4 protein-coding genes are annotated in these 25,714 nt (G+C 42.4%); all 4 read left to right on the forward strand.

The features are described from left to right. Positions 1-424 precede the first annotated feature (424 nt). A complete protein-coding gene (locus EZL74_RS11470; protein WP_131476763.1) occupies positions 425-6,784 on the forward strand; it encodes a T9SS sorting signal type C domain-containing protein in 6,360 nt (2,119 codons plus the stop codon). A 740-nt stretch (positions 6,785-7,524) separates the two neighbouring features. Then, positions 7,525-7,812, forward strand: coding sequence for a hypothetical protein (locus EZL74_RS11475; protein ID WP_131476764.1), 288 nt, complete (start codon positions 7,525-7,527; stop codon positions 7,810-7,812). 107 nt (positions 7,813-7,919) lie between these two features. Beyond that, on the forward strand, positions 7,920-23,909 hold the full coding sequence (locus EZL74_RS11480; protein ID WP_131476765.1) for an Ig-like domain-containing protein: 15,990 nt from the start codon (positions 7,920-7,922) through the stop codon (positions 23,907-23,909). 37 nt (positions 23,910-23,946) lie between these two features. After that, positions 23,947-25,714: hypothetical protein (locus tag EZL74_RS11485; RefSeq protein WP_131476766.1), on the forward strand; the 1,768-nt coding region annotated here is incomplete at its 3' end.

Raw genomic sequence — 25,714 nt, forward strand, 5'->3', positions numbered from 1 at the left:
TGATATGTTTGATTTGAAAGATGTAAGAACTTTTTTAGTGCTACCTTAACTGATTTTCGAGAAATACGTAAGGAATGGTGTAAAAGAAGTAACATTTTATTAACATTTATTGTAAACTATTGATAAATTGTTAATTTAGCGAACCGAAATAGTAAAAAAATACTATTTTTAGTGAGTTATTGACTGAGATCTCCCCAAATCTGTGATAATTTACCTACGTATTGTTGTGTGCAGCCGACCGATTGCCTGAATGGGTGTAGTGTTGGTCGTGACTTTTTACGTTTTATCGAAAAGCTTGTGTTTTTTGATATGACACTGTTAAATGAATGTGTATAAGATGTAAATTTAACGTCTTAACCACTGGGGAATTTGCAGGGATGCTTGTTCCTTATACTATAAAAGAGAATACCGAAAAACAACCATTATGAAAAAAACTTTACTTCCTCCCCCGAGTAATTTGTTTGAACATTTAAGCCCGAAATCAACCCAACTTATAGCCACACTGCTGTTGGTGTTGACCTTGGGTTTTACTACCGGTACGACCGCCCAGTGTATTGGGCCGTATCAATATTTTGAGAGCTTTAGACCTGCTGCGTCTAAGGGTACGATGACAACAACAGATGGTTGGACATTTGGTTCAGGAGCTGTAACTCCAACTACTAGTTCATCTCAAGCTAGAAGCGGTTTGAATGTTTTGGTTTTTGGAAATACGGTTGGAAATACTGCTACCACACCTGCTATGTCTAATCCGGGAACTTTTAGTTTTTGGTACAAGTCCACTACTACTGATACTTTTACTGTAGAGTGGTCAACAGATAATTTTGCAACTTCTACCTCTTCAACATATTCGGCAACATCAACTTATCAGTTGGCGAGCATTACCGGTTTTGGCGGTGCAGCCAGTGTTAAGTTTAGAATTACAATTACTGTTGGCGGTGGTACTCTCTATGTAGATGATATGGCCTGTACCTCGACAATAGCGGCTGATAATAAAATTGTGGTTTCTGCTTGGGGAGCAGCCACTTCTACTATTACTTGTAATCCGGTTACTGTTCCTGCATCGGGTAACGGTACATTGAATTTTTACGATCAGGGTGGGTTATATGATAATTATAATAAATCTCAAACTCAAATAATACATTTTGCTCCAGCCACAATAGGAGAGAGAGTTAAATTTGTTTTCAATTCATTTGTAATAGACGCTTTAAGTCCGAATACCAATATTACCGTTTATGATGGTGATACTACAGGGGCAACTCCTTTTACGGGGTTGAACGGTGTTACTTCTGTAGCCAATGGTACTCAAGTGACCTCTAGCCATATCAGCGGGTATATTACTGTGAAGTTTGTAACTACTACCTCTGCGTCTGCGCTAACAGTTGCCAGTACAGGTTTTGATATAACGGTGAGTTCTGTAGGTGCAGCATCCATAACCGGTTTAGGAGCGGCCAATGGGTGTTTGAATGCCAATTTGGTTATTAACGGGGCTAATTTATCAGGAGCTACTGCAGTTACCATAAACGGTACTGCGGCTTCTATAGTTTCCAATACAGCAACTGTTATTACGGTTACACCCGGGGCAGGTACTACGGGTACGGGGCCTGTTGTTGTAACGCTACCGTCAGGAGCTATAAGTGCTCCAACCAATTATACTATTGACGCTACACCTTCGTTTAGTGCCGGTCCGTCTGCCGCCACGCAAAACATTTGTTTGAACGGTTCGGCTACAGCACTTTCGGTAACGGCTAATAATGGGGGAGGTACCATCAGTAAATACGAATGGTACAGCAATACTACCGCCAGTACTTCGGGCGGGACTTTGGTGGCTACTAATAATACTTCGGCTACCACTAACACTTATACACCGCTTACTACCACGCAAGGTACTTTATATTATTATGTAGTGGTTTCTAATACTACGGGTTGTTCGGCTACCAGTGCGGTATCAGGAGCTATAGTGGTGGATGCGCCGGTGGTGATTACCGCACAGCCTTCTACAGCTTCTCAATCGTTGTGTATAAGTGATACTGCTACCGCGTTGTCTGTAGCGGCAACCGGAGGTTCGCTTACTTACCAATGGTATTCCAACGCGGCGAATAACAATACAACAGGAACTCCTATTAGTGGAGCCACTTCTTCAACCTATACTCCTCCAACTGTTTTCGGAACTAAATATTATTACTGTGTGGTTTCTAACGGAGCGCCTTGCAGCAGTTCGGTTAGCAGTGCCGTTTCCGGAGGTGTGACCGTTAACCCTTCACCTACGGGTGTATCGGTAACCGGTGGTGGTTCCTACTGCGGTTCGGCTACTTTAAATGCTTCTAACGGAAGTAGCGGAACCATTTATTGGCAGGGTACTACTTCTAACGGAACCAGTACAGCTACAGCATCAACTTCTCAATCGGTTTCTGCTTCGGGTACTTATTATTTCAGAGCGCAATCGGCTGCCGGTTGTTGGGGGAATCAGGGATCGGCTACCGTCACCATAGAAACGGTAACACCGGGTGTTGCTACTGCGACTGCCGCTACGGGAATTACAACTACCGGATTTACCGCCAATTGGACGGCAGGAGCTAATGCAACAGGATACTATCTTGATGTGGCTACCGATGCCGGTTTTACGAGTATGGTTGCCGGTTATAGTAACTTAAATGTGAACAATGTACTTACGTATGCCATAACCGGGTTGGCCAATTCAACTACTTATTATTATCGCGTCCGCGCATACAGAAATGGTTGTGTTGCCGCCAATTCGAATACTATAAGTTGTGCTACGACTTCACCTTCTTACTGTACCCCTAATGGTTCAGCTTATTCGCAGGATCCTCAGGGTATTACTAATGTTACTATGGGTACCATTAATAATACCACGGGAATTGAAGTTACTAATTATGGAAATTATACAGCTTTCAGTACCAATGTGTATGCAGGAGCTACTCAATCGTTCAGCGTTACTTACCGCACGGGGTATACCTACGATACCAGTATATGGGTTGACTGGAATAATGACGGTGATTTTGCTGATGCGGGCGAACTTGTTTATCAAGGAAATTCAGCCAGCACTATTCCTGCTACTGTAACCGGTAGTTTTGCTGTTCCTGTTTTAAATTCCGATTCGACCAGTACCATTGGTGCACACCGCTTGAGAATAGGGGGGACTGACTTTGGTCCGCTGACCGATCCGTGCAGAAACGGAAGTTGGCAGGCTTTTGAGGATTACACTTTAAATGTAATATCAGTGCCTCCATGTTCGGTTTCCGTACCATCGGCTTTAACCACTATTAACGTTGCGGCCACTTCTGCCACTTTGGTTTGGTCAGACAGCGCGATGACTCCTAATACTATTTATAATTATTATGTAAGCACTTCCAATGTAGCTCCTCCTGCCGATGGTTCTAATCCGGTAGGAATGGGTACCGTAACCGGTGCCTTGTCGGCTAACATTACAGGTCTGACTTTGGGTCAAACCTATTATTTTTGGATACGTGTGAAATGTGATGCTACCAACTATAGTGCCTGGATTGGTTCGGCTACTTTTACTACTTCTACTTTGGTGGTTGTTAATATGTCTAACGGATCACAGTCAACCTGTAACGCCAAGTTTTATGATAGTGGCGGATTCTCCAGTGTTTATACCAGCGGTGAAACTTATACTTATACTTTTTCACCTGCTTCGGGTAATAACCTGAAAGTGGTTTTCAACTCTTTCAATACAGAACCGGGTTACGACTTTTTATCTATTTACGATGGTCCAAATACGTCTTCTACTTTGTTAGGTACATACAGCGGTACTCAGATTGCTGCCGGTCAGGCGTTTTATTCTTCGGCTGCTAATGGAGGTAGTTTGACCTTTAAATTTGTTTCAGATGGTTCTTTGACTTACTCGGGTTGGGATGCCAACATTACTTGTGTTAATGTGCCTACTATTACCAGTTTCAGTCCAACTTTTGCCTGTGCCGGCAGTACTCCTTCGGTAACTCTGACCGGAACTAATTTTACCACTGCCAGTTCCGTAACTTTTAATGGTGTAGCGGCTGCTTTTACGGTAGTTAATTCTACCACCATCACTGCCACTTTACCGGCCTCTGCGACTTCGGGCTCTATTGTTGTCAATACGCCGGATGCATCCGGTTCAAGCAGCAGTTCTTTTGTAGTCAGACCGGTGCCTTCGACACCTAATGCCGGAGCGGATGTTGTCATCTGTGCCGGACAAAGTACTAATTTGAGTATTGCACCTGTTTCTACTACCGGCTCTTTAGCGACAACTCAGGTAGGAGGCAGTGGTTGTACAGGAGGAAATATGTTTAATATAGTTTCCGGTCCTAGTCCGATTACCTTGAATGCTTTTGATATTGTTCCTAACAGTACCGGTTTGCAGAGTGTTAACGTATACTATAAAGTAGGTACTTATGTAGGCAGTGAAACGAATGCTGCCGCATGGACATTGTTAGGTACCTATTCTGTAAACGGGGTGGCCAAAGTGTTGATTAATATGCCAACGGCTAATCTTGTGATACCGGCTGCCACTACTTATGGTATTTACATCAATTATGATGCTTCTTACACCATTGGCTCTAATACTTATTCAAATACTGATTTGACCATTAATACCGGTGCCGGATTGTGTGGTTCATTTAGTGGGGTAAATGCCTCGAGAACCTTTAACGGTAAGGTGTATTATTTAATAAATGCAACTCCTACTTATGCCTGGACACCTTCTACAGGTTTGAGCAGTGCCGCTGTTTCTAATCCTGTTGCGACACCTAGCAGTACTACAACGTATACGGTAACAACTACCGTAAACGGATGTACTTCTCTTAGTGATGATGTGAAGGTTACGGTAAATCCTTTACCTACGGCTACTATACCAACGGCCGGAGGGAATATATGTGCCAACTCGGTTGTTCCAATAACTGTTACAGGAGTGGCAGATTCATTTACCTGGACATCGAGTGCGGCTAATACTTTGTTTACAGATGCTACCGGTTCAACGCCTTATATTGCGGGAACCAATACTACTTTAGTTTATATCAAAACAGCTGTATCGGCTACCGTAACTGTTACCGCAACTAATGTATCAACGTGCTTCGTTACTGCTTCAGTTTCTTTTTCGGTGGTTACCAAAACATTTAGTGGTGGTTTGTGGACACCGGCCGGCCCGCCTGCTAATGACGGTACTGAGAATTTGGTTTTTGCAGCAGGTACCTATAACTCTTCCGGTAATTTGTCGGGCTGTAGTTGTACGGTTTCAGGTGCTACGGTTACCTTTAACAGCGGTCACAACTTGTCGTTGGTGAACGGATTGACCGTTTCTTCGGGGTCTATTACTTTTAATGATGGAGCCAGCTTATTGCAAACCAATAATGTTGCGAATACCGGAAATATCATTTACAAAAGAAATTCTACTCCTTGTTTTAAATACGATTATACTTATTGGTCGAGCCCGGTTGCCGGACAGACTTTGGTGAATTTATCGCCCAACAGTTTTGCTGACGGATTCTTTGAGTATAACCCGACTATACCTTCGTGGCAACAAATCTTTACCGGTAATACTATGAGTATCGGAAAAGGGTATTTGATTCGAGTGCCTAATACTTATCCGGTTTCACCCGCACTGCCTATCAACTTTACAGCAGTATTCAGTGGTGTGCCTAATAACGGAACTATTCCGCTTACAGTGGTGCACAATCCGGCCAGTGAGTTGAATCTGATTGGAAATCCGTACCCGAGTGCTATCAATGCTACGGCTTTGGTCACCGATCCGGGCTTTAATGTGAACGGCAATTTCCTTGGCGGAACCCTTTATTTCTGGTCGCATAACACGAATTTGAATATGACCACCGGCCAATACACGTTCAGCGATTACGCCGTGTGGAATGTATTGGGAGGAGTCAATACTTACTATTCCGGGAATTTAGGTTCAGGAAACACCAATGCGCCCAACGGCAATATTGCGGCCGGTCAGGGCTTCTTTGCCAAAACGCTGGCCTCTGGAACTGCTTACTTCAGAAACAGTATGCGTACCGGTGGAGCGACCAATACTAATGCTAATTTCTATCGTACTACTTCTTCGGCTCACACAACCAGTTCAACTTCTGATAACGGGAATACTTTTGAAAAACACCGTATATGGTTGGATATAGATAACGGGGCTGATGCTTACAAACAAGTGTTGGTAGGTTATATTGAAGGAGGAACTGATGGATTGGATCGTTTGTTTGACGGAGAAATGGTGGATAATGGCAATGATGTTACTTTTTATTCAAAAGTTGACAACACCAAATTGACCATTCAAGGGCGCGGATTAACTTTTGCTCCGACTGATACTTTTGCCTTGGGGTATAAAGCTAAAGTGGCTAATACTTATACTATTACCTTATCGGATTTTGACGGGTTGTTTGCTGATCAGGCTATTTATCTGGAGGATCAATTGCTTAACGTAGTTCATAATTTGAAAGCCGGGGCTTATACTTTTGCCAGTGAAGTAGGGGAGTTTGAGCATCGTTTTGTGCTGCGCTTTACTTCGGAAACTTTGGGTGTGCCAACCTTCAGCGAAAACAGTGTAGTGGTTTATAAAAATACTGACGGATTGTTTGTGAATTCGGGTCAGGTACCTATGCAGTCGGTTGCTGTTTATGACGTTACCGGGCGTTTGATTACTACTCAAAATCATGTGAATGCTACCCAAGTCCGATTTGCTACTTTGCCTAAAACCAATCAGGTATTGTTGGTGAAAATCACTTCGGAAACCGGTGCTGTAGTGACTAAAAAAGTACTTTATTAAACGTTAAATTTTACTGTTTTACTATACTATAAATTAGAAGGAGCTTCCTGTTTGGGGGCTCTTTTTTTTTGGTTGTTGGTTTTTGGTTGTTGGTTTTTGGTTGTTGGTTTTTGGTTGTTGGTTTTTGGTTGTTGGTTTTTGGTTGTTGGTTTTTGGTTGTTGGTTTTTGGTTGGTGGTTTTTGGTTGGTTGGTGGTTATCTATTATTTGTAGTCTTTTTTTGTAAGAGATGTTGTGGTGTTTTGATTTGAATGGATGTTGGTTTTTTGTCTTTTTGGATTTGTTTCCAGCTTTTTTTGGGATTGTTTTTTTTGTTTAACGAACCTCCTTTTTTTTGTAGTTGATCAGATAGTCTTTTGTCGTAAACAGCATTTGTTTTTTTATTTTTCGATATTGCTTTAATGTGTTGATATATAGTGATTTGTATTTCGTTTTTCTTTAATTAAAAACTTGTTTTTCAGTTAGGGTTTTTGGGGGTTGTTTTGTTTCATAATTGTGTTGTAGTTGTACTAAAATTTGCATCAGCAGCCTTACCCTGAGAAGGGTTAAAATATAACCGTTTCATAACCTTATGTTTCCCTTTTTTTGGATTACAAAAAAAATGTTTATAAGCTATGGACTACACCAAAAGGGCGTTCATCGGTTTTAGGTGTTTTTTGTCGATGTTTTAACATTTTTGTTGTTAAATATTTATTTATATAACTATATTAACACCCTCTTAACATTTTGCTAAGTTTATCTATGACCCAACTTTACGCCTCATTTTCTACTAACCTACTCCCGTTCATCAGTGTGCTGTTGTTTACTGAAGTGGCGTTTGTTTCACAGCTTAACCTCAAATCTGAGGGGGTAAAATTTTCTGTGCTTAGCGCTTTTTTCGGTGGGTTAACTGCGGGTCAACAGGCTGTAGCTCACAACATTTCCAATCGTATTTTCACATCACAAGTTAGCTTTCACAATTACTTTTTAGCTTATGTTTCCTCCCACGGCAGTGGTGGCGGAGGCGGAGGCGGAGGTCATGGAGGCTGACAGGATTTAGAAGCGCATCATGCGCTGTCCCTCTAAAAATAATATAAATGAACGCAGTACATCTCTTTACTGCATCATAACAATTTTTTAACCCAATTTTTTAATTTATGAATAACAACTACAATCCTTTGTGCGACAGTACGGATACTTCGCGCAAACGAACATGGCAAAAGAAGATAGCACTACTGCTATTTTTTGTCATGTTTAGCGTTTTTGGAGTTAGTGCTCAGGTTACTACCAATGGAGGATCCGGTTTAGCCGGAACTTATGGTAGTTTGTCTGCGGCTATAACGGCTCTGAATGGTGCTACGATTACGAGTCCGGTGGTGATTACACTCTCGGGCAATGAGACGGCTCCTGCCGGTGGTTATAGTATAACCAAGTCAGGAACCTCTACCAACACTATTACCATACAGGGTAGTAGTAGTACTATTACGGCTTCGTCTGGGTTGACAGCTGGTTCAAAGACTGATGCTATTTTTAAAATTATTGGAGGTGATTATATCACTATTCAAAATTTTACAATGGTTGAGAATTCTGCGAATACCACTGCGGCTGTTGCGACTAACAACATGACAGAGTTTGGTGTGGCTTTATTTGCCGCCAGTACTACGGATGGTGCTCAGAATAACACTATTCAGAATAATATAATTACTTTGAGTAGCGCCACCGGTTATCAGAATGCAATTGGAGTATTTTCTACCACTGCTTCTTCGTCAACCAATGGAGCACAGGCAGCTGCATCTATTGCAGGTACTAACTCTAATAACAAATTCTACGGGAACACTATATCAGGTGTAGCGCATGGGTTTTATTTTATTTCGCCAGCTCAAACCGCTACTGTTTTTGAAAGTGGAAATGATATTGGAGGAACATCCTCAGCAACGGGTAACACGATTACCTACGGTATTTCAAATACAGCCGGAGATTTAGGTTTTACCAGTTATTCAGGATCTACTCCAGCGGGGGTTTATTTCAGAAATGTTGTCGGAAATAGTGTGCGTTACAATACAATCACTTCACAATCCGGATTGACTTTGACTTCCGGGGGTATTTTTTCTGCTAATGGAACTTCACCAACGGGTGTAACTTATACTTCTAATTTCAGTAATAATACCATTACTATTACCAATGCTTCTACAACAGCGGTAACCGGTATTGATTTTGGTTCCGGTTTGTCAACAGGAACAATTATTGCAAATAATAATAATATAACGCTCAATCAGAATGCTTCTGCGGCTAATTCTGCTGCTTATGTTGGGATTAAAGCAAGTTATTCTTCTGCTACCAATACTTGTAATAGTAATAACATTACTATTAATCAAACTACAAGTGGTACCGGTGTTACATCAAGTACATTGACAGGTATTACGCAAGCAGGAGCTGCTACTACCATAAATGCATTAAACAATATTATATTGTTTAACCAAACTACATCCTCTTCCAGTGCTGTTACCAGTGCTGTGAATGGTATTGTTGCGACTTCCGCTTCAACTACAGTTAATATTGGTAGTGCCGGTAACGGAAATACCATTACTGTTAAACAAGATGTTACCGGTTCTGGATCTTATGGTTCCGGGGCTTTATCTTTTATCAATGTAGGTGCCGGTCATGGGACTCTTAATGTAATAGGAAATACTATTAATAATACAGGGTCTTTAATTCGAACTACTTCGGGTAGCACATACGGGATTAATCACAATGGAACCATAGTAACTGCATTAGCGGTTAATAATAATACCATTAATTTAGGTTTTGGTTCTACAGGACCTTCTTCTGTTTATGGTATCTATTCTAATAGTTCTACTGTTTTAACAGGGGGGTATAGTTTAGCTAACAATACAATCACCTTGGCAGGAACTGTTGGCTCTTCTACTGCATACGGTATTTACAATGCAGACGGAGGATCAGTTTCTAATAAGACTGTTACTGGAAATACTATAACCATTTCTGGAGCGTCAACTACATTAAAAGGAGTTTATATTGGTTATGCCAATATATTGACAATTTCTGGAAATACTTTTGACTTGAGTTCTACAGCGACAGCACCAACTGCGATGGTTGGATTGGATGTAATAACAAATGCAACAGGTGCTCACTCTATAACCAATAATACAATAACACAGTTAACATTTAGCGGAGTGATAACTTCTTCACCTACGGTTAGTGGAATTGCTATTGCATCGGGTAATGCAGCTAATGTTTTTGGAAGTACCATTAAAGGTATTTCTGTAGGTGCTGCTACAAGTAGTGGTTCTCCAATTGTTGACGGAGTTTTAGTTTCAGGTGGAACAGCGATAAATGTATACCAAAATAAGATATACGGTATTACCACTGCGTCTACTGGAACTTCAACCGTTGTTAATGGAATCAGAATAAGTGGAGGTACTGCTAATAATGTTTATAATAACTTAATTGGAGGATTAACGGCTTCAGCTGCCGCTTCTACGGATGCTTTAAGAGGTATTAGTGTTACTTCTACCACTACATCTTCGACTCAAAAGATTTATTACAACACTATTTATTTAAACGGAACGTCTTCGGGAGCTAACTTTGGTTCTTCGGGAATTTATCATGTTTATAGTGCTACAGCTACCACATCTGCTTTGGATATGCGTAACAATATCATTGTTAATGCTTCAGGAGCTAACGGAACCGGTTTGGCGGTAGCTTTCAGAAGAAGTTCGGCTACTGATTTGGCTAACTATGCTACTACCTCAAACAATAACTTGTTTTATGGTACCAGTGGTGTATACAATAACGGTACAACAACTTATGCTTTCGGACCTTTCCAAACTTTGGTTAGTACCCGAGAGACAGCTTCTAAATCGCAAAATCCAACTTTTGTCAGTACGACAGGTTCAGATGCAACATTCTTGAATTTTGCCAATGGAGCTATCAACCTGGCCGGAGGGAATGCACAAGTTATTTCAGGATATACTACTGATTACAGTGGGGCAACCAGAGATGGCAGTGCTCCGGATATGGGAGCCTATGAGTTTAATCAAGGATCTATACCGGCACCGACTATTGCTGGATTCACTACCGCTTTCAGTCCGTCGGCACCTATTTATTTGTGTTCAGCCGGAGGTTCTGTGGTTACCATTACCGGTACTGCTTTAGATACCGTAAGTTCGGTGTTGTTTAACGGAGGATCCGGCGTTAACCTTGCGGGGACTATCACCGCTCAATCGGCAACTTCGTTAACTGTTACTTCGCCTGCCGGAGTAGTGGATGGTATTATCCGAGTGATTAACCCGGGAGGTTCTGCTGATTCGAGTACGGCATTTACCACTGCTGATCCGCCTACAGTAGGTGTTAGTTCGGCAGCCACTATTTGTTCGGGTTCGAGTACTACTTTGACTGCAACCGGAGCTAATACTTATGTCTGGTCACCTTCTTTAGGGTTGAACGGCACTACAGGTTCGTCTGTATTGGCCAGCCCTACAACCAGTACAACGTATACCGTAACCGGTACGAGTACTGCAGGATGTACTGCAACTGCCACTGTGGCGGTTTCGGTTAGCCCGGTAGCCAGTGCCATATCAATTGCTAAAAATCCAGGAACTATATGTATTGGAGGGACTACTACTTTGACTGCTTCCGGTGGTACTGTTAGTTCTTCTGCTTCTAATTATGGTTTTGCTGCCACTTCAGGTACTTTTACGCCACTTTCAGGTGCAACTGCTGTTACATCAATAAAAGCGGATACGGCTATTTCAACGGCTGTTCCTATCGGGTTTAGCTTTAACTTTGGTGGTACTAATTACACGAATGTTTATGCTGATTCGAATGGTATTTTATCGTTTAATGCCAGTGCAACTTCTCAAACCACAAATACTTTTACGAGCTCTAATAACATTTACCCATTAATTGCTCCACTATGGGATGATAATGACGGTTCTCAGACTGTTACGCCGGGATCAGCATCTTATCTTACCACCGGAACAGCCGGAAACAGAGTCTTTACTTTTGAGTGGTTGAACTGGGAGTGGAACTATTTAGCTAATGATGCTGTAATATCTTTTCAGGTAAAACTATATGAGGCCGATGGTCGAATAGAATTCATTTACAGAAGTGATTCGGCTGCGCCTGTTTCGCCAAGTGCATCAATAGGTATTGCTACGGCTAATGGTAACTATTTATCATTGAATAATTCAAGTGCTAATCCTACTGCAAGTTCTACTGTAAACACTACAACTATAGCCACTAAACCTGTAACAGGGCAAGTTTATAGTTTTATACCGCCAACGCAACCAACTTTTGCTTGGTCTCCGTCAACAGGTTTGTTTACTGATGCTGCTGCTACGGTTCCGTATTCAGGAGGCTCTCAAAAAGTGGTTTATTCTAAATCGAATTCTGCACAAACTTATACGGCTACGGCAACATTGGGTTCATGTCCGATTACCAGTTCAGTTACTGTGACACCAAATGCTTTGCCAACCATTTCTACCAATGGCACTTCTACTATTTGTGCCGGTGGAGCAGGAGCGAGTTTAACCGCTACAGGAGGAGTTTCCTATTCTTGGACACCAACAACAGGATTGTCTGCTGCTAATGTGGCTAATCCTACCGCAACTCCAAGCACTACTACTATTTATACCGTAACCGGTACAGATGCTAACGGATGTCAAAATACGGCTACTGCTACAGTAACCGTGAATACACCGGTGGTAATCACTACTCAACCGGCCAATCAAACTGCGGTTGAAAATGGTTCGGTTTCTTTCAGTGTTGTGGCTTCGGGAACTTCGCCAGGTTATCAGTGGCAGTATAGTACCAATGGTGGTAGTAGTTGGAGTAATGTAGAAGGAGAAACTTCATCTACTTATACTATTGCTTCTGCACCAGCTTCTTTAAATAATAATCAATACCGTGTGATAGTTTCCGGAACTGCTCCTTGTGGTTCGGTAACTTCTTCTGTAGTCACTTTATTAGTAGGTTCAGTAGCTATTGCTACCCAACCGGCTAATCAAACTATTTGCAGTAACAGCAGTGCTACTTACAGTATAGTAGCTACGGGTACTGTTACTTCTTATCAGTGGCAATACAGTACTAACGGTACCACATGGTTTGATTTGGATGGTCAAACCAACAGTACTTTAGAATTGAGTGGTTTGAGTTCGGCTAATACAGGAACTTTGTTCCGTTGTTCTTTGAACGCCGGTGCCCTTAATTCTAATTCCGCTTCTTTGACGGTATATGATGCTATTGTTATAGGTACTCAACCTGCCAGTCAAACGGTATGTTCTAATGCAGCTTCGGTAACTTTTACCAGCGCGGCTACCGGTTCAGGTGTTTCTTATCTATGGCAGGTAAGCACTAACGGAGGTTCATCTTGGACCAATATATCCGGTGCTACTGCTGCTACTTATACTATCAATACTCCGGGTGTTGGATTGAATAATAATCAATACCGCGTAGTGGTTTCAGGTACGGCGCCTTGTGCTGCAGTTACTTCAAATGCCGCTACTTTAACAGTAACCGATGTTGCTGTTGCAGCCAGTTCAACTTCTATATGTATTGGTCAATCTGTGACTTTGAGCGCTACTTATACAGGAGTGCCTAATACTACCAGCTCGTCTTGGGTATGTGCTACCACCGGAAGTGGAGCTACTACTGCTGTTTCGGGTGATTCGGCTGTGGTTACGCCTACGGCTGCCGGAACTTATGTTTATACGTTTACTACTAACGGATCTTGTTCGTTTACACGAACTGTTTCTGTTACGGTGAATGCTCTTCCTATAATTTCTGCTGTTACGGCCACTCCAGCTACGGTTTGTAGTGGAGGTACCATCAACTTGGCTGCAACAAGTACTGCTATTGCGGCCGGTTCAGTAACTTTAGGTACCGGAACTGCAACAACCAGTACAGCAGGTATTTCTCCTTATTCAGCTTCTTGGGAAGGTTCAAGAATTCAATATCTTGTTAAAGCCAGTGAATTAACGGCTTTAGGTTTGGTGGCTGGTAACATTACTAGTTTAGCCTTTAATGTAACCACAGCAGGTTCTTATACTCAACAAGGATATACCGTTAAAATTGGTCATACAAACGATGCAGCCTTCTCCGGGGCTTATGCTACAATCAATGGTTCATTTACCACGGTTTACGGGCCAGTAGCTAAAACTACTCCGGCGGTAGGAAATGATGTTCTTACCTTTACGACCCCTTTTAGCTGGAATGGAACTTCTAATATTGTAGTTGAAATTTGTCATGATAATGACCCTACTGCTACATGTTCATCTTGTTATGGATCTACTTCTACAGTTAGTTATTCTACCACTACTTATAACTCTGTTTACGGTAAATATGCCGATAACACCGCTATGTGTGGTACTACTAACGGTTCAACGATTTCTACGTTTACAAATCGTCCAAACATGATTTTTGCAGGTCAGGCATCAACTAATCTTGCCTCAACTTATACTTGGTCATGGAATACTTCACCAGCTGTTACCACTGCTACCGGGACTACTTCGGTTGCTAATACCAGCGGTTCTGCAGTTTCTCAAACCTTTACTGCGACAGCGACTAATACTGCGGGATGTATATCATCATTGACCAGTAGTGCTGTTACCGTAAATTCAACTATACCAACACCGACCGCTACCAATGGTACACAATGTGGAACCGGTACTCCGACTTGTTCGGTAACCGGATCAGGCAGACCGGGTAACACTTTCCGTTGGTATACTGTTTCTACTAATGGTACGGCTATTTCGGGTCAAACCGGCAGTACATTAGTGGCACCTTATACTATAGCTGCTACCACCACATTCTATGTGGCTGAATTTGACGGTTTGTGCGAAGGACCTAGAGTGGCTGTTACTCAAACGGTAACTACTCCATTTGCTTTTGCCCTTTCGGCATCAACAGCAACTAACTGTAGTGGTTCTAACAGTTTAACTCCGGTTACCATTACTACTAATGGCGGATATGATACGTTTACTTGGTCTAATTCGGCTACGGTTTCGGGTGATTCAAGTATTGGTTGGACTTTCAGACCAACGACTACTACTACTTACACCTTAACAGCTACCGGAGGAGGATGTTCAACTACAGCCAATGTAGTGGTGACTCCAACAGCTTTACCGGTGGTTACTGTTACTGCCAATCCGGCAGCCATTTGCGTTGGAGCGTCTTCGACGTTGACTGCTTTGACAAAAACGGTTACTGCAGGAACTGCAAAAATTGGTTCTGGAACAACAGCTGAATTTAGTTATAGTATCTTTAGACATGGTTATGGTAATGGTGATTTTAGACACCAATTACTATATACCGCTTCTGAATTATCAGCTGCAGGTTTAAGTGCTGGACCATTAACTTCGGTTTCTTTTAATGTTACCACTCTTGGTTCTACAGGTTATACCAATTATAAAATCAGTTTAGCTAATGTTAGTGCAACAGCTTTAACTACTACATTTGATACTAGTGCTTTAACACAAGTTTATTTAGCTCCATCTTTTACTTTGGCAGCAGGCCTTAATACCTTTACTTTTGGTACAGGTGCTGGATCCTCTGGCTTTGTTTGGGATGGTACTTCAAGTATTTTGGTAAACATCTGTTATACAGTGTCAGGTTCAAATTCAACTTCATATGTAGAAGCTTCGACCACTAGCTCGAACACTAATAGTCAGTTATTAGGGACTACAGGTGCTTGTACAGCTACTACAGCTACTACAGCTGTTACGAGCAGACCAAACGCAACGTTTGCCGGTCAAGTAGCTTCTCAAGGCGTAGGAACTTTAGCCTATACTTGGAATGGTTCTTCTACTACCGGAAATGTATTGACTGCATCGCCTACTACCACTACCACTTACACGGTGTATGGTTTGAATGGGACTACAGGATGTACCGGTACGGCCACGGCTACGGTGACGGTTTATGCGCCACCGACAGCTCCTTCGGTTACTAATGCCGTACAATGTGGTGCACGTGTTCCTTTGGTTTCGGTTGCTGATACTAATGGGTATACAACGCCAACTTTCAAATGGTACGCTGATAACACTACTAATACTGCTTTACAAACCAGCACTTCTACTACTTTTACCGGAAGTATAAGTACTACTACTACATTCTATGTGTCTGTAGTAAGTCCGGGAGGATGTGAAAGCCCAAGAGCTGCGGTTACTACAACCGTGGTAGCTCCTGCTACTTTGACTGTTACTCCGGATACTACTGTTTGTACAGCCGGAAGTACTACTTTGACTGCTTCAGGCGCCGTTTCTTACACCTGGTCGCCAGCGTTAGGATTGAACGGTACTACCGGTGCCAGTGTAGTTGCTACTCCAAGTGCTACTACTACTTATTCGGTAACCGGTGTTGATTCGAACGGCTGTACTACTGCTGCGGCTACTGTTAAAGTTACTGTTGCTCCTTATCCAACAGCTGTAACCATTACACCAGGTGCTGCTTCGGTTTGTACTAACGGTGTGATGTCGTTGACCGCCAGCGGAGGTACGTTTATCGGTTCGGGTAATGCCACCAGCGGAACAGGTACAACTTTAACCTCATCTACTTCTTATCCAACAGCATTCGCTAATTATTGGTATAAAAACTGGCAACAGTATTTGTTTACCAAAGCAGAGTTGAATGCTATAGGGATTACAGGTGCCAGCAATATTACTTCGTTGAAGTTTAACATTGCGGCTCTTCCAGATGCTGCTACATCAATTACAGATTACAGTGTTAAAATTGCATCTACTGCTAACACTGCTTTGTCGACCTTTACCACAACAGGTTTGACGAATGTATTTGGACCTGCTGCAGTCTCCCCAGTTGTTGGAGTTAATACTATTACCTTCAGTACTCCATATGCATGGGATGGTAATTCTAATATTATTATTGATATTCGTCAGTCAGAAGGTTACGGAAGTGCTAATGCCACTACTTATTATACGGCTACTACTAACAATTCTGTTATTTATGCTTATGATAGTGGGCCTTCTTCTACTTTCTATACTTCTTCACCGACTGCTACTACCAGTACCAGCCGACCAAATCTTGTTTTTGGATATACTGCAACAGTATCTTCGCCAATCACTTGGTCACCAACTACTGATTTGTATACAGATGCTGCCGGTACCACTGCTTACACAGGTGGGGCTGCCAGTATAGTTTACACTAAACCAAGTATGGAGCGTACTTACACGGCTACCGCTTCAAACGGTGCGTGTACTACACCTGCTACTATTACTGTGACTCCGGTTGCGTTGCCTACTTTTGCCATCAATGGTACTACTACTATTTGTAAAGGACAATCAACTGTATTGACTGCAACGGGAGCCGGTTTGACTTATACGTGGTCACCTGCTTTAGGATTGAACGGTACTACAGGAGCTACTGTAACTGCTAATCCAACGGTTACTACTACTTACACCGTAGAGGCTACCAATGCTTCGGGTTGTAAATCAATTCAAACGGTAACTGTAACTGTGAGTGAGCCGGGAGCTATTTTATCGGGTACTACCTCTCAATTGGGTATACCAGGCGGAAATACTACTTTCTCAGTAGTAACTGCTTCTGGAGCTACTTATACTTACCAGTGGCAATTGAATGACGGTTCCGGATGGGTAAACTTGGACAATGACAGTCACTACTCAGGAGTTAACACAGCAACATTGACTGTTACAAACATTCAAGAAGCTTGGAGTGGCTATCAATATCAATGTTTAGTTACAGGAGCTTCTCCTTGTGCTACTTTGACCCCAATTGTTGCCACATTAACGATTAGTTCTACCGGAATTGAAACCCAGCCACAAAACGTAACCGTTTGTGACCCGGGTACCACTTCATTCAGTATTGTTACCAATGGAGATGAACCTTATGGTATCCTTTGGCAAATGAGTACCGATAACGGTGTTACTTTTACTGATGTTTCAGAAGGTACTGACTCTGTTACCGGTCTAACTTTTACTGGTGTAGATACTACTACACTGGCAGTTTCAGGTGTTACTTTTGCTAATAATGGCATCAAGTTCTTATGTGTGTTGAATTACTACTTGTTGAGTGATTCAGCCACCTTGACCGTGAAACAACCGGTTGCTGCTTCTAACCCTGCGAATCAAACGGTTTGTGCCTCAGGAGGAACCGCTACCTTCAGTACTACTGCTACCGGTTCTGATTTGGCTTACCAATGGCAGTTTAGTACTAACGGAGGTACTACCTGGGCTTCTTATACAGGAACCGGAGCTACTACCGCTTCTATTTCTATCGTTAATCCTGCATTAGGTCTTAACGGTACGCAATACCGAGTTGTAGTTTCGGGTAATGCTGCTTGTAGTAGTGTTACTACTGCTGCGGCTACCTTGTTTATCAACAATCCAACCATTACTGCTGCGCCAGTTGCTGCTACCGTATTGAGAGGCAATGCCGCTACGTTCACCGTTGCTGCCAGCGCTGCTACTTCTTACCAATGGCAACGTTCTGCTACTTTGAATGGTACTTATGTGGATGTAGTTGATGCTACACCAACAGGAGTTTCTTACACAGGAGCTACTACTGCCAATTTAACTGTACTTACTTCAGCTACAACTGCTACAGGAACCAACGACTTCTATCGTTGTGTGGTTACCAATAACGGATGTACTGTGACTTCTACGGGAGCTTCTTTAACTGTTAATTGGTACTGTACTCCGGCACCAACTTCAGTAGATGGTACCGGTATCACTAATGTTACTATGGGTGATATCAATAATACCACAGCGGCTGAGACCGGAAATTACGGAGATTACACTACATATAATACTTCGGCAGCACAGTTGTCTACGGTTAACTTTGCGATAACTTATGCAACCGGTTATACTTATGGTACTAAAATTTGGATTGACTTCAATGACAATGGTTCATTCGCTGATTCAGGTGAGCAGGTGTATTTCGGTTTATCAACCAATACTAATCCAACCACTTTATCAGGAAGCTTCTTAGTTCCTTTAACAGCGCCGTTAGGTTCTCACAGAATGCGTATCGGAGGTTCGGATAACGATGCCGGAGTTGATCCGTGTTATTCCAGTACATTTGCTGCATTTGAAGATTATACCTTTACAGTTACTGCTGCTCCTACGTGTTCAGGTACTCCTGTAGCAGGTACTGCATCCACTCCGAATGTTTCGCTATGTAGCGGAGGATTGGGGACTACTTTGACCTTAACCGGCTATACTACCGGTGTGACTAACGTGACGCTACAATGGTATATGTCTACTAACGGTACAACTTTTACTCCAATAGCCGGTGCTACGAGAGATATGTTGTTTACTGATAGTTTGACTACAAATACTTCATACTATTGCGCTGTTACTTGTACCAACAGTAATCAAACGGTTAATTCAAATATTGTTGACATTACTGTTTATGATCCACAAGTTGCTTCTTCAACTCCAGCGGGACGTTGTGGTACAGGTACTGTTACTTTGGGGGCAACGGCAAATGCCGGTTCTGTTATTAATTGGTTTGCTGCCGCTACCGGTGGTACTTCATTAGGAACGGGAACAAGCTTTACCACTCCAAGTATAGCCACCACAACTACCTATTATGCTGAAGCCAGCACAAGTGCCGGTCTCAGATCTCAAGGAGGATTAGGAAACACATCTATTCCAACTTCTACAGGTGCCAGCGCTGAGCGTGGAATCGTATTCACGGCAAACAGCAATGGAACTATAGTTTCAGCTCAATATTATTCTCCTACGTTGAATGTTACTAATGCGGTAACAGCAAGACTGGTTGATAATACAACAGGAACACAAGTTGGTTCTTCGGTATCCCTTTCTATTCCACAAGGGGCCACTGCCGGATTCTATACTATGAACTTGAATTTCCCTGTAACTGCCGGTACTACTTACCGATTGTTGGCTTCGTTTTCACAATCTGTAAACCGCATCAGCACAGGAGCTAACTATGCTACAGCGGCTTTCAATAATTTAGGTACGCTAGGTACTATTACCAGTGGTTATGACTCTGGAGTTTCTACAACTTCGTACAATTACTTCCATAATATTGTAGCTCAAGTTCCTGGTTGTACTTCTGCCAGAACAGCAGTTGTTGCTACAGTAACTCCAGCTCCAACAGCTACCATAAGCTATGCTACCCCAATTTGTAGTACAGCAGGTGTTGCAGCAGTAACTTTAAATGGAACTAATGCATATACAGGTGGAACATTCAGTTCTACAGCGGGATTAGTAATTGATCCTGCTACCGGTGCGATTAATGTTGCTTCAAGTACTCCTGGTACGTATACTGTAACTTATGCAATACCGGATACCGGATATTGTACAGGTTTAAGTACTACTACTACTGTAACTATTAATCAAGCTTTAACCTCAGGTTTTGCATATGATTTTGCTAATTACTGTACTAATCAGGGTGTTATTACCCCAACTGTGTCAGGAACAGCCGGTGTGTTTACCGCAAGTCCGGCCGGATTGAGCATTAACGCTACTACAGGAGCTATTACTTTGGCTACTTCAGCCGCCGGCACTTACACTGTAACTAATACCGTTTCAGTAGCGGGATGTGCTAACAGTGTGTCTACTTTCGATGTGACTGTGAATACAGCTGTTGCTATTACTTCACAACCGGTGAGTGTTTCTAAGTTACCGGGAGACAATGCTTCGTTCTCAGTTGCTGCTACCGGTACCGGTTTGACTTACCAATGGGAAGTTAACAATGGTTCAGGATGGACTGCTTTATCAGGAGAAACCGCTTCAACTTTGAGTTTGACTGCTGTGACGTCTGAAATGAACGGCTATCAATACCGCGTAGTTGTTTCAGGTGCTGCGGCTTGTGCATCGGTTACCAGTAGCGTTGTTACTTTAACCGTAAGTACCGCTGCAATAGCTACTCAGCCTGTGAACTTCACCGCTTGTAGTGAAGGCGCAAATACGGCTAGTTTCTCTGTTACTACTACAGGAACTGTAGATACTTATCAGTGGCAAGTGAGTACTAATGGTACTACTTGGACTGATATCACTAACGGAGGTATTTATGCCGATGCTACTACTGCAACCTTGTCGTTGTCAGGATTATCGTTGACCAATGATCAATGGCAATTCAGAGTTGTACTTAACAGTGCTGTGTATTCTAACCCTGCTACTTTGACTATCAAAACAGCTGTGGCTATTGCTACACAACCTAGCAGTACAACAGGATGTACCGGAGGTTCTGCTTCCTTTACTGTAGCGGCTACCGGTTCAGGTCTTGGCTACCAATGGCAAGTGAGTACCAATGGTACTACCTGGAACAACGTTTCGGGTGCTACTTCGGCTACTTTGACTTTGAACAGCTTAACCGCCAGTATGAACGGTTACCAATACAAAGCTATAGTGTCAGGAGCTTCACCTTGTAGTGCCCTTACTTCAAGTATTGTAACTTTAACGGTTAACACGGCTGTTGCTATTACTACTCAGCCTGCTAATACTACCGTTTGTAATGCTGCTAATGCAACATTCTCTGTGGTTGCGACAGGATCTGCTCCAACATATCAGTGGCAAATGAGTACTAATGGTACTACTTATACCGATATGTCGGGTGAAACAGCCTCTTCATTGACTGTTTCTGCGGTTACTTTAGGTATGAATGGTTATAAATACCGTGTGGTGATTGCCGGAGCTGCTCCTTGTGCTTCGGTAACTTCAAATGCTGCTACGTTAACTGTTAGCCAGCCAGTTGCTCCAACTGTGACGGCTAGTTCAACAGACTTCTGTACAGGAAGTGTAGTTACATTAACAGCCGGTAATATAGCTACCGATGCGTACGCTAATAGTTTTGATGCTTTACCTGCAAATTTTGCTACATCAGTTGTAGGTAGCGGTACACCATCAGTTACTTTAAATACTACTTACAAAACAGAGGGTACAGGTTCAGTATTATTTAATACAGCAAGTACCAGTGCGAACGTAGCTTACGCTATGAATGCGAATCTGAATTTATCAACTGCTTCATCGGCAACAGTAACCTTCAGCCATATTGCGGCCATGGAAGGTCCAACAACATCTTATGATTATGGATATGTAGAGTATTCATCTAATGGAGGTACTACTTGGACAACTTTCCCTGCGACTAATTATGTTGGATCAGCTGCTACCTCTGTATTTACATCAGGTAATGTTCGATTTACAACTAAGAGTTATGCAGATTGGACTGCGGCATTTACCGGAACTACTTCTGTTCCTACCAATGCATTATGGAAAAATGAAACTTTCACGATTCCTGCAGCTGCTTTAACCAGTCAATTTAGAATTCGTTTCCGTTATACTACAGATTCGTCTACAAATTATTATGGTTGGTTGATAGATAATGTTAAAGTATCAGTTCCTAATGGAACAGTTACATGGTCTCCAACAACAGGTTTATTTACCAACGCTGCTGCTACCACAGCTTATACCGGTGGGAATGCAGCCGTTGTTTATGCTAAACCAACAGTTTCTTCATCGTATACGGTGACTACTACAAGTTCTTTAGGTTGTACTAATACCGGTTCAGTAAGTCTTAACTTATTGACTCCTTCAACCTTAAGTTCTATTACTCAGCCATCGATTACTTGTTCAGGTGCTCAAACCACCTTTAACTTGACCGGTTTGTTACCTAACAGTACTTCAACTATCAACTATACTATTAATGGTGCGGCTCAAACTGCTATCACCGGTGTAGTTGCAAATGCTTCAGGAAATGCTTCATTTACTGTTGCTTTACCGGCTGTTAATAACGGAAGAACTTTGGCCATCACTTCTTTAACCCGAACTGATTTAACGCCAAGTTGTACTACAGCTATTACTGCTAATAACACTGTAGTAATTGCGGTTCAGCCATTAGTAACTTACTATGCCGATGCTGACGGTGACGGATTTGGTAATAATGCTGTTACCCAAATTACCTGTCAAGGTCAACCTGCCGGTTATGTGACTAACAATACGGATTGTGATGATACGGATAACACTAAACACGCTACCTTCAACTTCTATGTTGATGCTGATGGTGACGGTTTCGGAGCCGGAGCTCCTGTTGCCTTGTGTGCTGTAAACGGTACCACGCCTCCAACAGCCGGTTATGTAACTAACAATACGGACTGTAATGATGCTGATGCTACTAAAAATGCTTCATACTCCTTCTATGTTGATGCCGACGGTGACGGTTACGGAGCCGGAAGTTTAGTGAGTGTATGCGCTGTTAATGCTACTACACCACCTTCAGGATACTCCTTGAACGGAACAGATTGTGATGATGCTGATGCTACTAAATGGAGAAGTACCACATTGTATGTTGATGCTGATGCTGACGGTTATGACAACGGAACTGCTACTGTATGTTGGGGAGCCACTGTACCTACAGGATACTCACAAACTACTTTAGGTACCGATTGTAATGATGCTAATGCTTCTGCCACTGTACCAGTTACTAACACTAGTACTGTTACCGCTTGTGGTTCTTATGTATGGTCTGTTAACGGAAACACTTACACCAGCAGCGGCACTTACACTTCTGTAGTGAACAGTTGTTTGACTGAAGTGTTGCATTTGACTATTTCATGTTCGTCTGTGGTAACAATTACCGCTAACATTGAAGGTTACTATGATGCAGGTACGCATGCTATGCGTCCGGTATTGATGAACCAAGGTGTAGGTTCTAGTTCTACAGATGTAGATCACATTACAGTAGAGTTACACGATGCGAGTACTTATGCTTTAGTGGCCACCACTACTGCTATGCTACAAACTAATGGTACTGCGGTTGCTACTTACAGTACTGCGCCTAGTGGTTCATTCTACGTAGTGGTTAAACACAGAAATTCATTAGAAACATGGAGCGCTACTCCTGTTGCTGTAGGTCCAACACCTGCCAGCTATAATTTCACTGATGCCGCTTCTAAAGCTTATGGCAATAACATGAAAATGTTAGAGACCGGAGTTTACGGATTCTATTCAGGAGATATTAATCAGGATGGATTTATTGAAGCTCAAGACTTCCCGCCATTAACAAACGACAGTGATAATTTCGCTGAAGGTAATTACAATACCGACTTAAATGGTGACGGATTTGTTGAAGCTCAAGATTTCCCAATTTTAGTGAACAACTCTGATAATTTTATAGAGTCAATTCATCCGTAACTTACTAATGAATCATTATAAATTAAATTTAAATAATATGAAAAAATCAATTAAAGATGCACTTTGCAAATTTGGTTTGATGCTTTTCCTTGCGATGTATACCATCGCAGGGAAAGCTCAGGCTGTACCAGGCGCACAATTTACGATGAGTATATCGACTGCCTCGGCTACTGCTAACACCATTGATGTGACGCTAAGTGTAACGGCAACCAACCCGTCACCGGGTATGAGGTTCTCAGGTTTTTCGACTAGTATTAATTTCAATACTGCTATTATCAATGGAGGAACCATTTCTGCGGCTTATGTTCCTAACAGCAGAAGTGAATCTCTAAATACAGCTGGTTTAACTCAAAATTCAATTGGTACTGCGACAGTTGGAACAATTCGTTTGGCAACGGTTCAATTATCCGGAGCTTCATCCATCGACATGCCACAGGGAACTTCATTGACTTTGGGTACATGGCGTATTACTAACACAGCACAATGGGCTACTGGTAATGCCAATCTATGGTTACAGGATGTTTTGATATCTGGTAAAACAAACTCTACAGTTCTTGCGTTCCCTTATGGAGCTGCAACTCCACAGTTTGCTTATACTACAACGACTCCCGCCTCCCCACCTGGCGTTATTTTGAGTCACACTTCTACAGTTCCGTATTCATTGAGTGTAGGACAAATTTGTGCTACTTCGGGTATAGCGAGTGTAACCAATGCGGCTTGTTTTGGCGGTACCGGTTCGGCTACGATTACGTTGTCGCCGATACCGACCCTTAAAGACATTACGTATACGGGAGCTGGTACCGGTTCGGCTACTTTAACGGCCGGTGGTGCTTTCACTCTTACAGGATTAGCTGCCGGAACGTATTCGGTGGTTGTTTCAAACGCAGGATGCGGTAATGTTACTGTTCCTGTTACTGTTACTGCACCGGCTTTACAAACCAATTCAACTACGGCTGCAGCTTGTGGTTCTTATACTTGGACAGCCGGAAACGGTGTAACCTATACTGCATCAGGAGACTATACGTATACTGATACTTCAGGCGCTTGTCCGGTTCAAAGAACGTTGCACTTAACGATTACACCTGAGACCAATAATACAACAACAGCATCTGCTTGTGGTACTTACCACTGGGGGGTTAATGATGTAAATTATACACAGTCAGGTACTTATACCAGTGTACGTGATTGTCATACTGAGACATTAGTATTGACTATTATCGCACCTTCAACGCATACGAATATTGTTTCAGCATGTGGCAGTTACACTTGGGCAAATAACGGTCAAACTTATACTGCCTCAGGGACTTATAACGGCACTACAACGAATTGTGTTACAGAGGTTTTAGCTTTGACTATTACACCATCTTCAACGCATACTACTACAGTTTCGACCTGTGATAGTTATACTTGGTTGGAAAACGGTCAGACTTATACAGCTTCAGGTACCTATTCATCTGTGAATGGTTGTCATACCGAGTTGTTGAACTTGACTATAAACTCTTACACTATTACTACACAACCGGCTACAACTAATATTTGTGGAGCAGTAGGCTCTACCGCTAGTATGTCTGTTGCCACAAATGTACCGGTTTCAAGTTATTCGTGGCAGTATAGAGTGCCAACTACAGCTAACCCGAACCCGGCTTGGATTACCATTACCGCTGCTAACGCTGCTGTGTATTCTAACTACGACACGGCTACCTTAGGCATTACCAAAACGTCTACTTTACCTGCTAAAGGCACTCAGTATCGTGTTTTGATTAACGAAGGAGATTGCGGAATCCTGGCATCTGATTTAGCTTCAA

This window comes from Flavobacterium silvisoli, assembly GCF_004329815.1.
GTDB classification, from domain to species: domain Bacteria; phylum Bacteroidota; class Bacteroidia; order Flavobacteriales; family Flavobacteriaceae; genus Flavobacterium; species Flavobacterium silvisoli.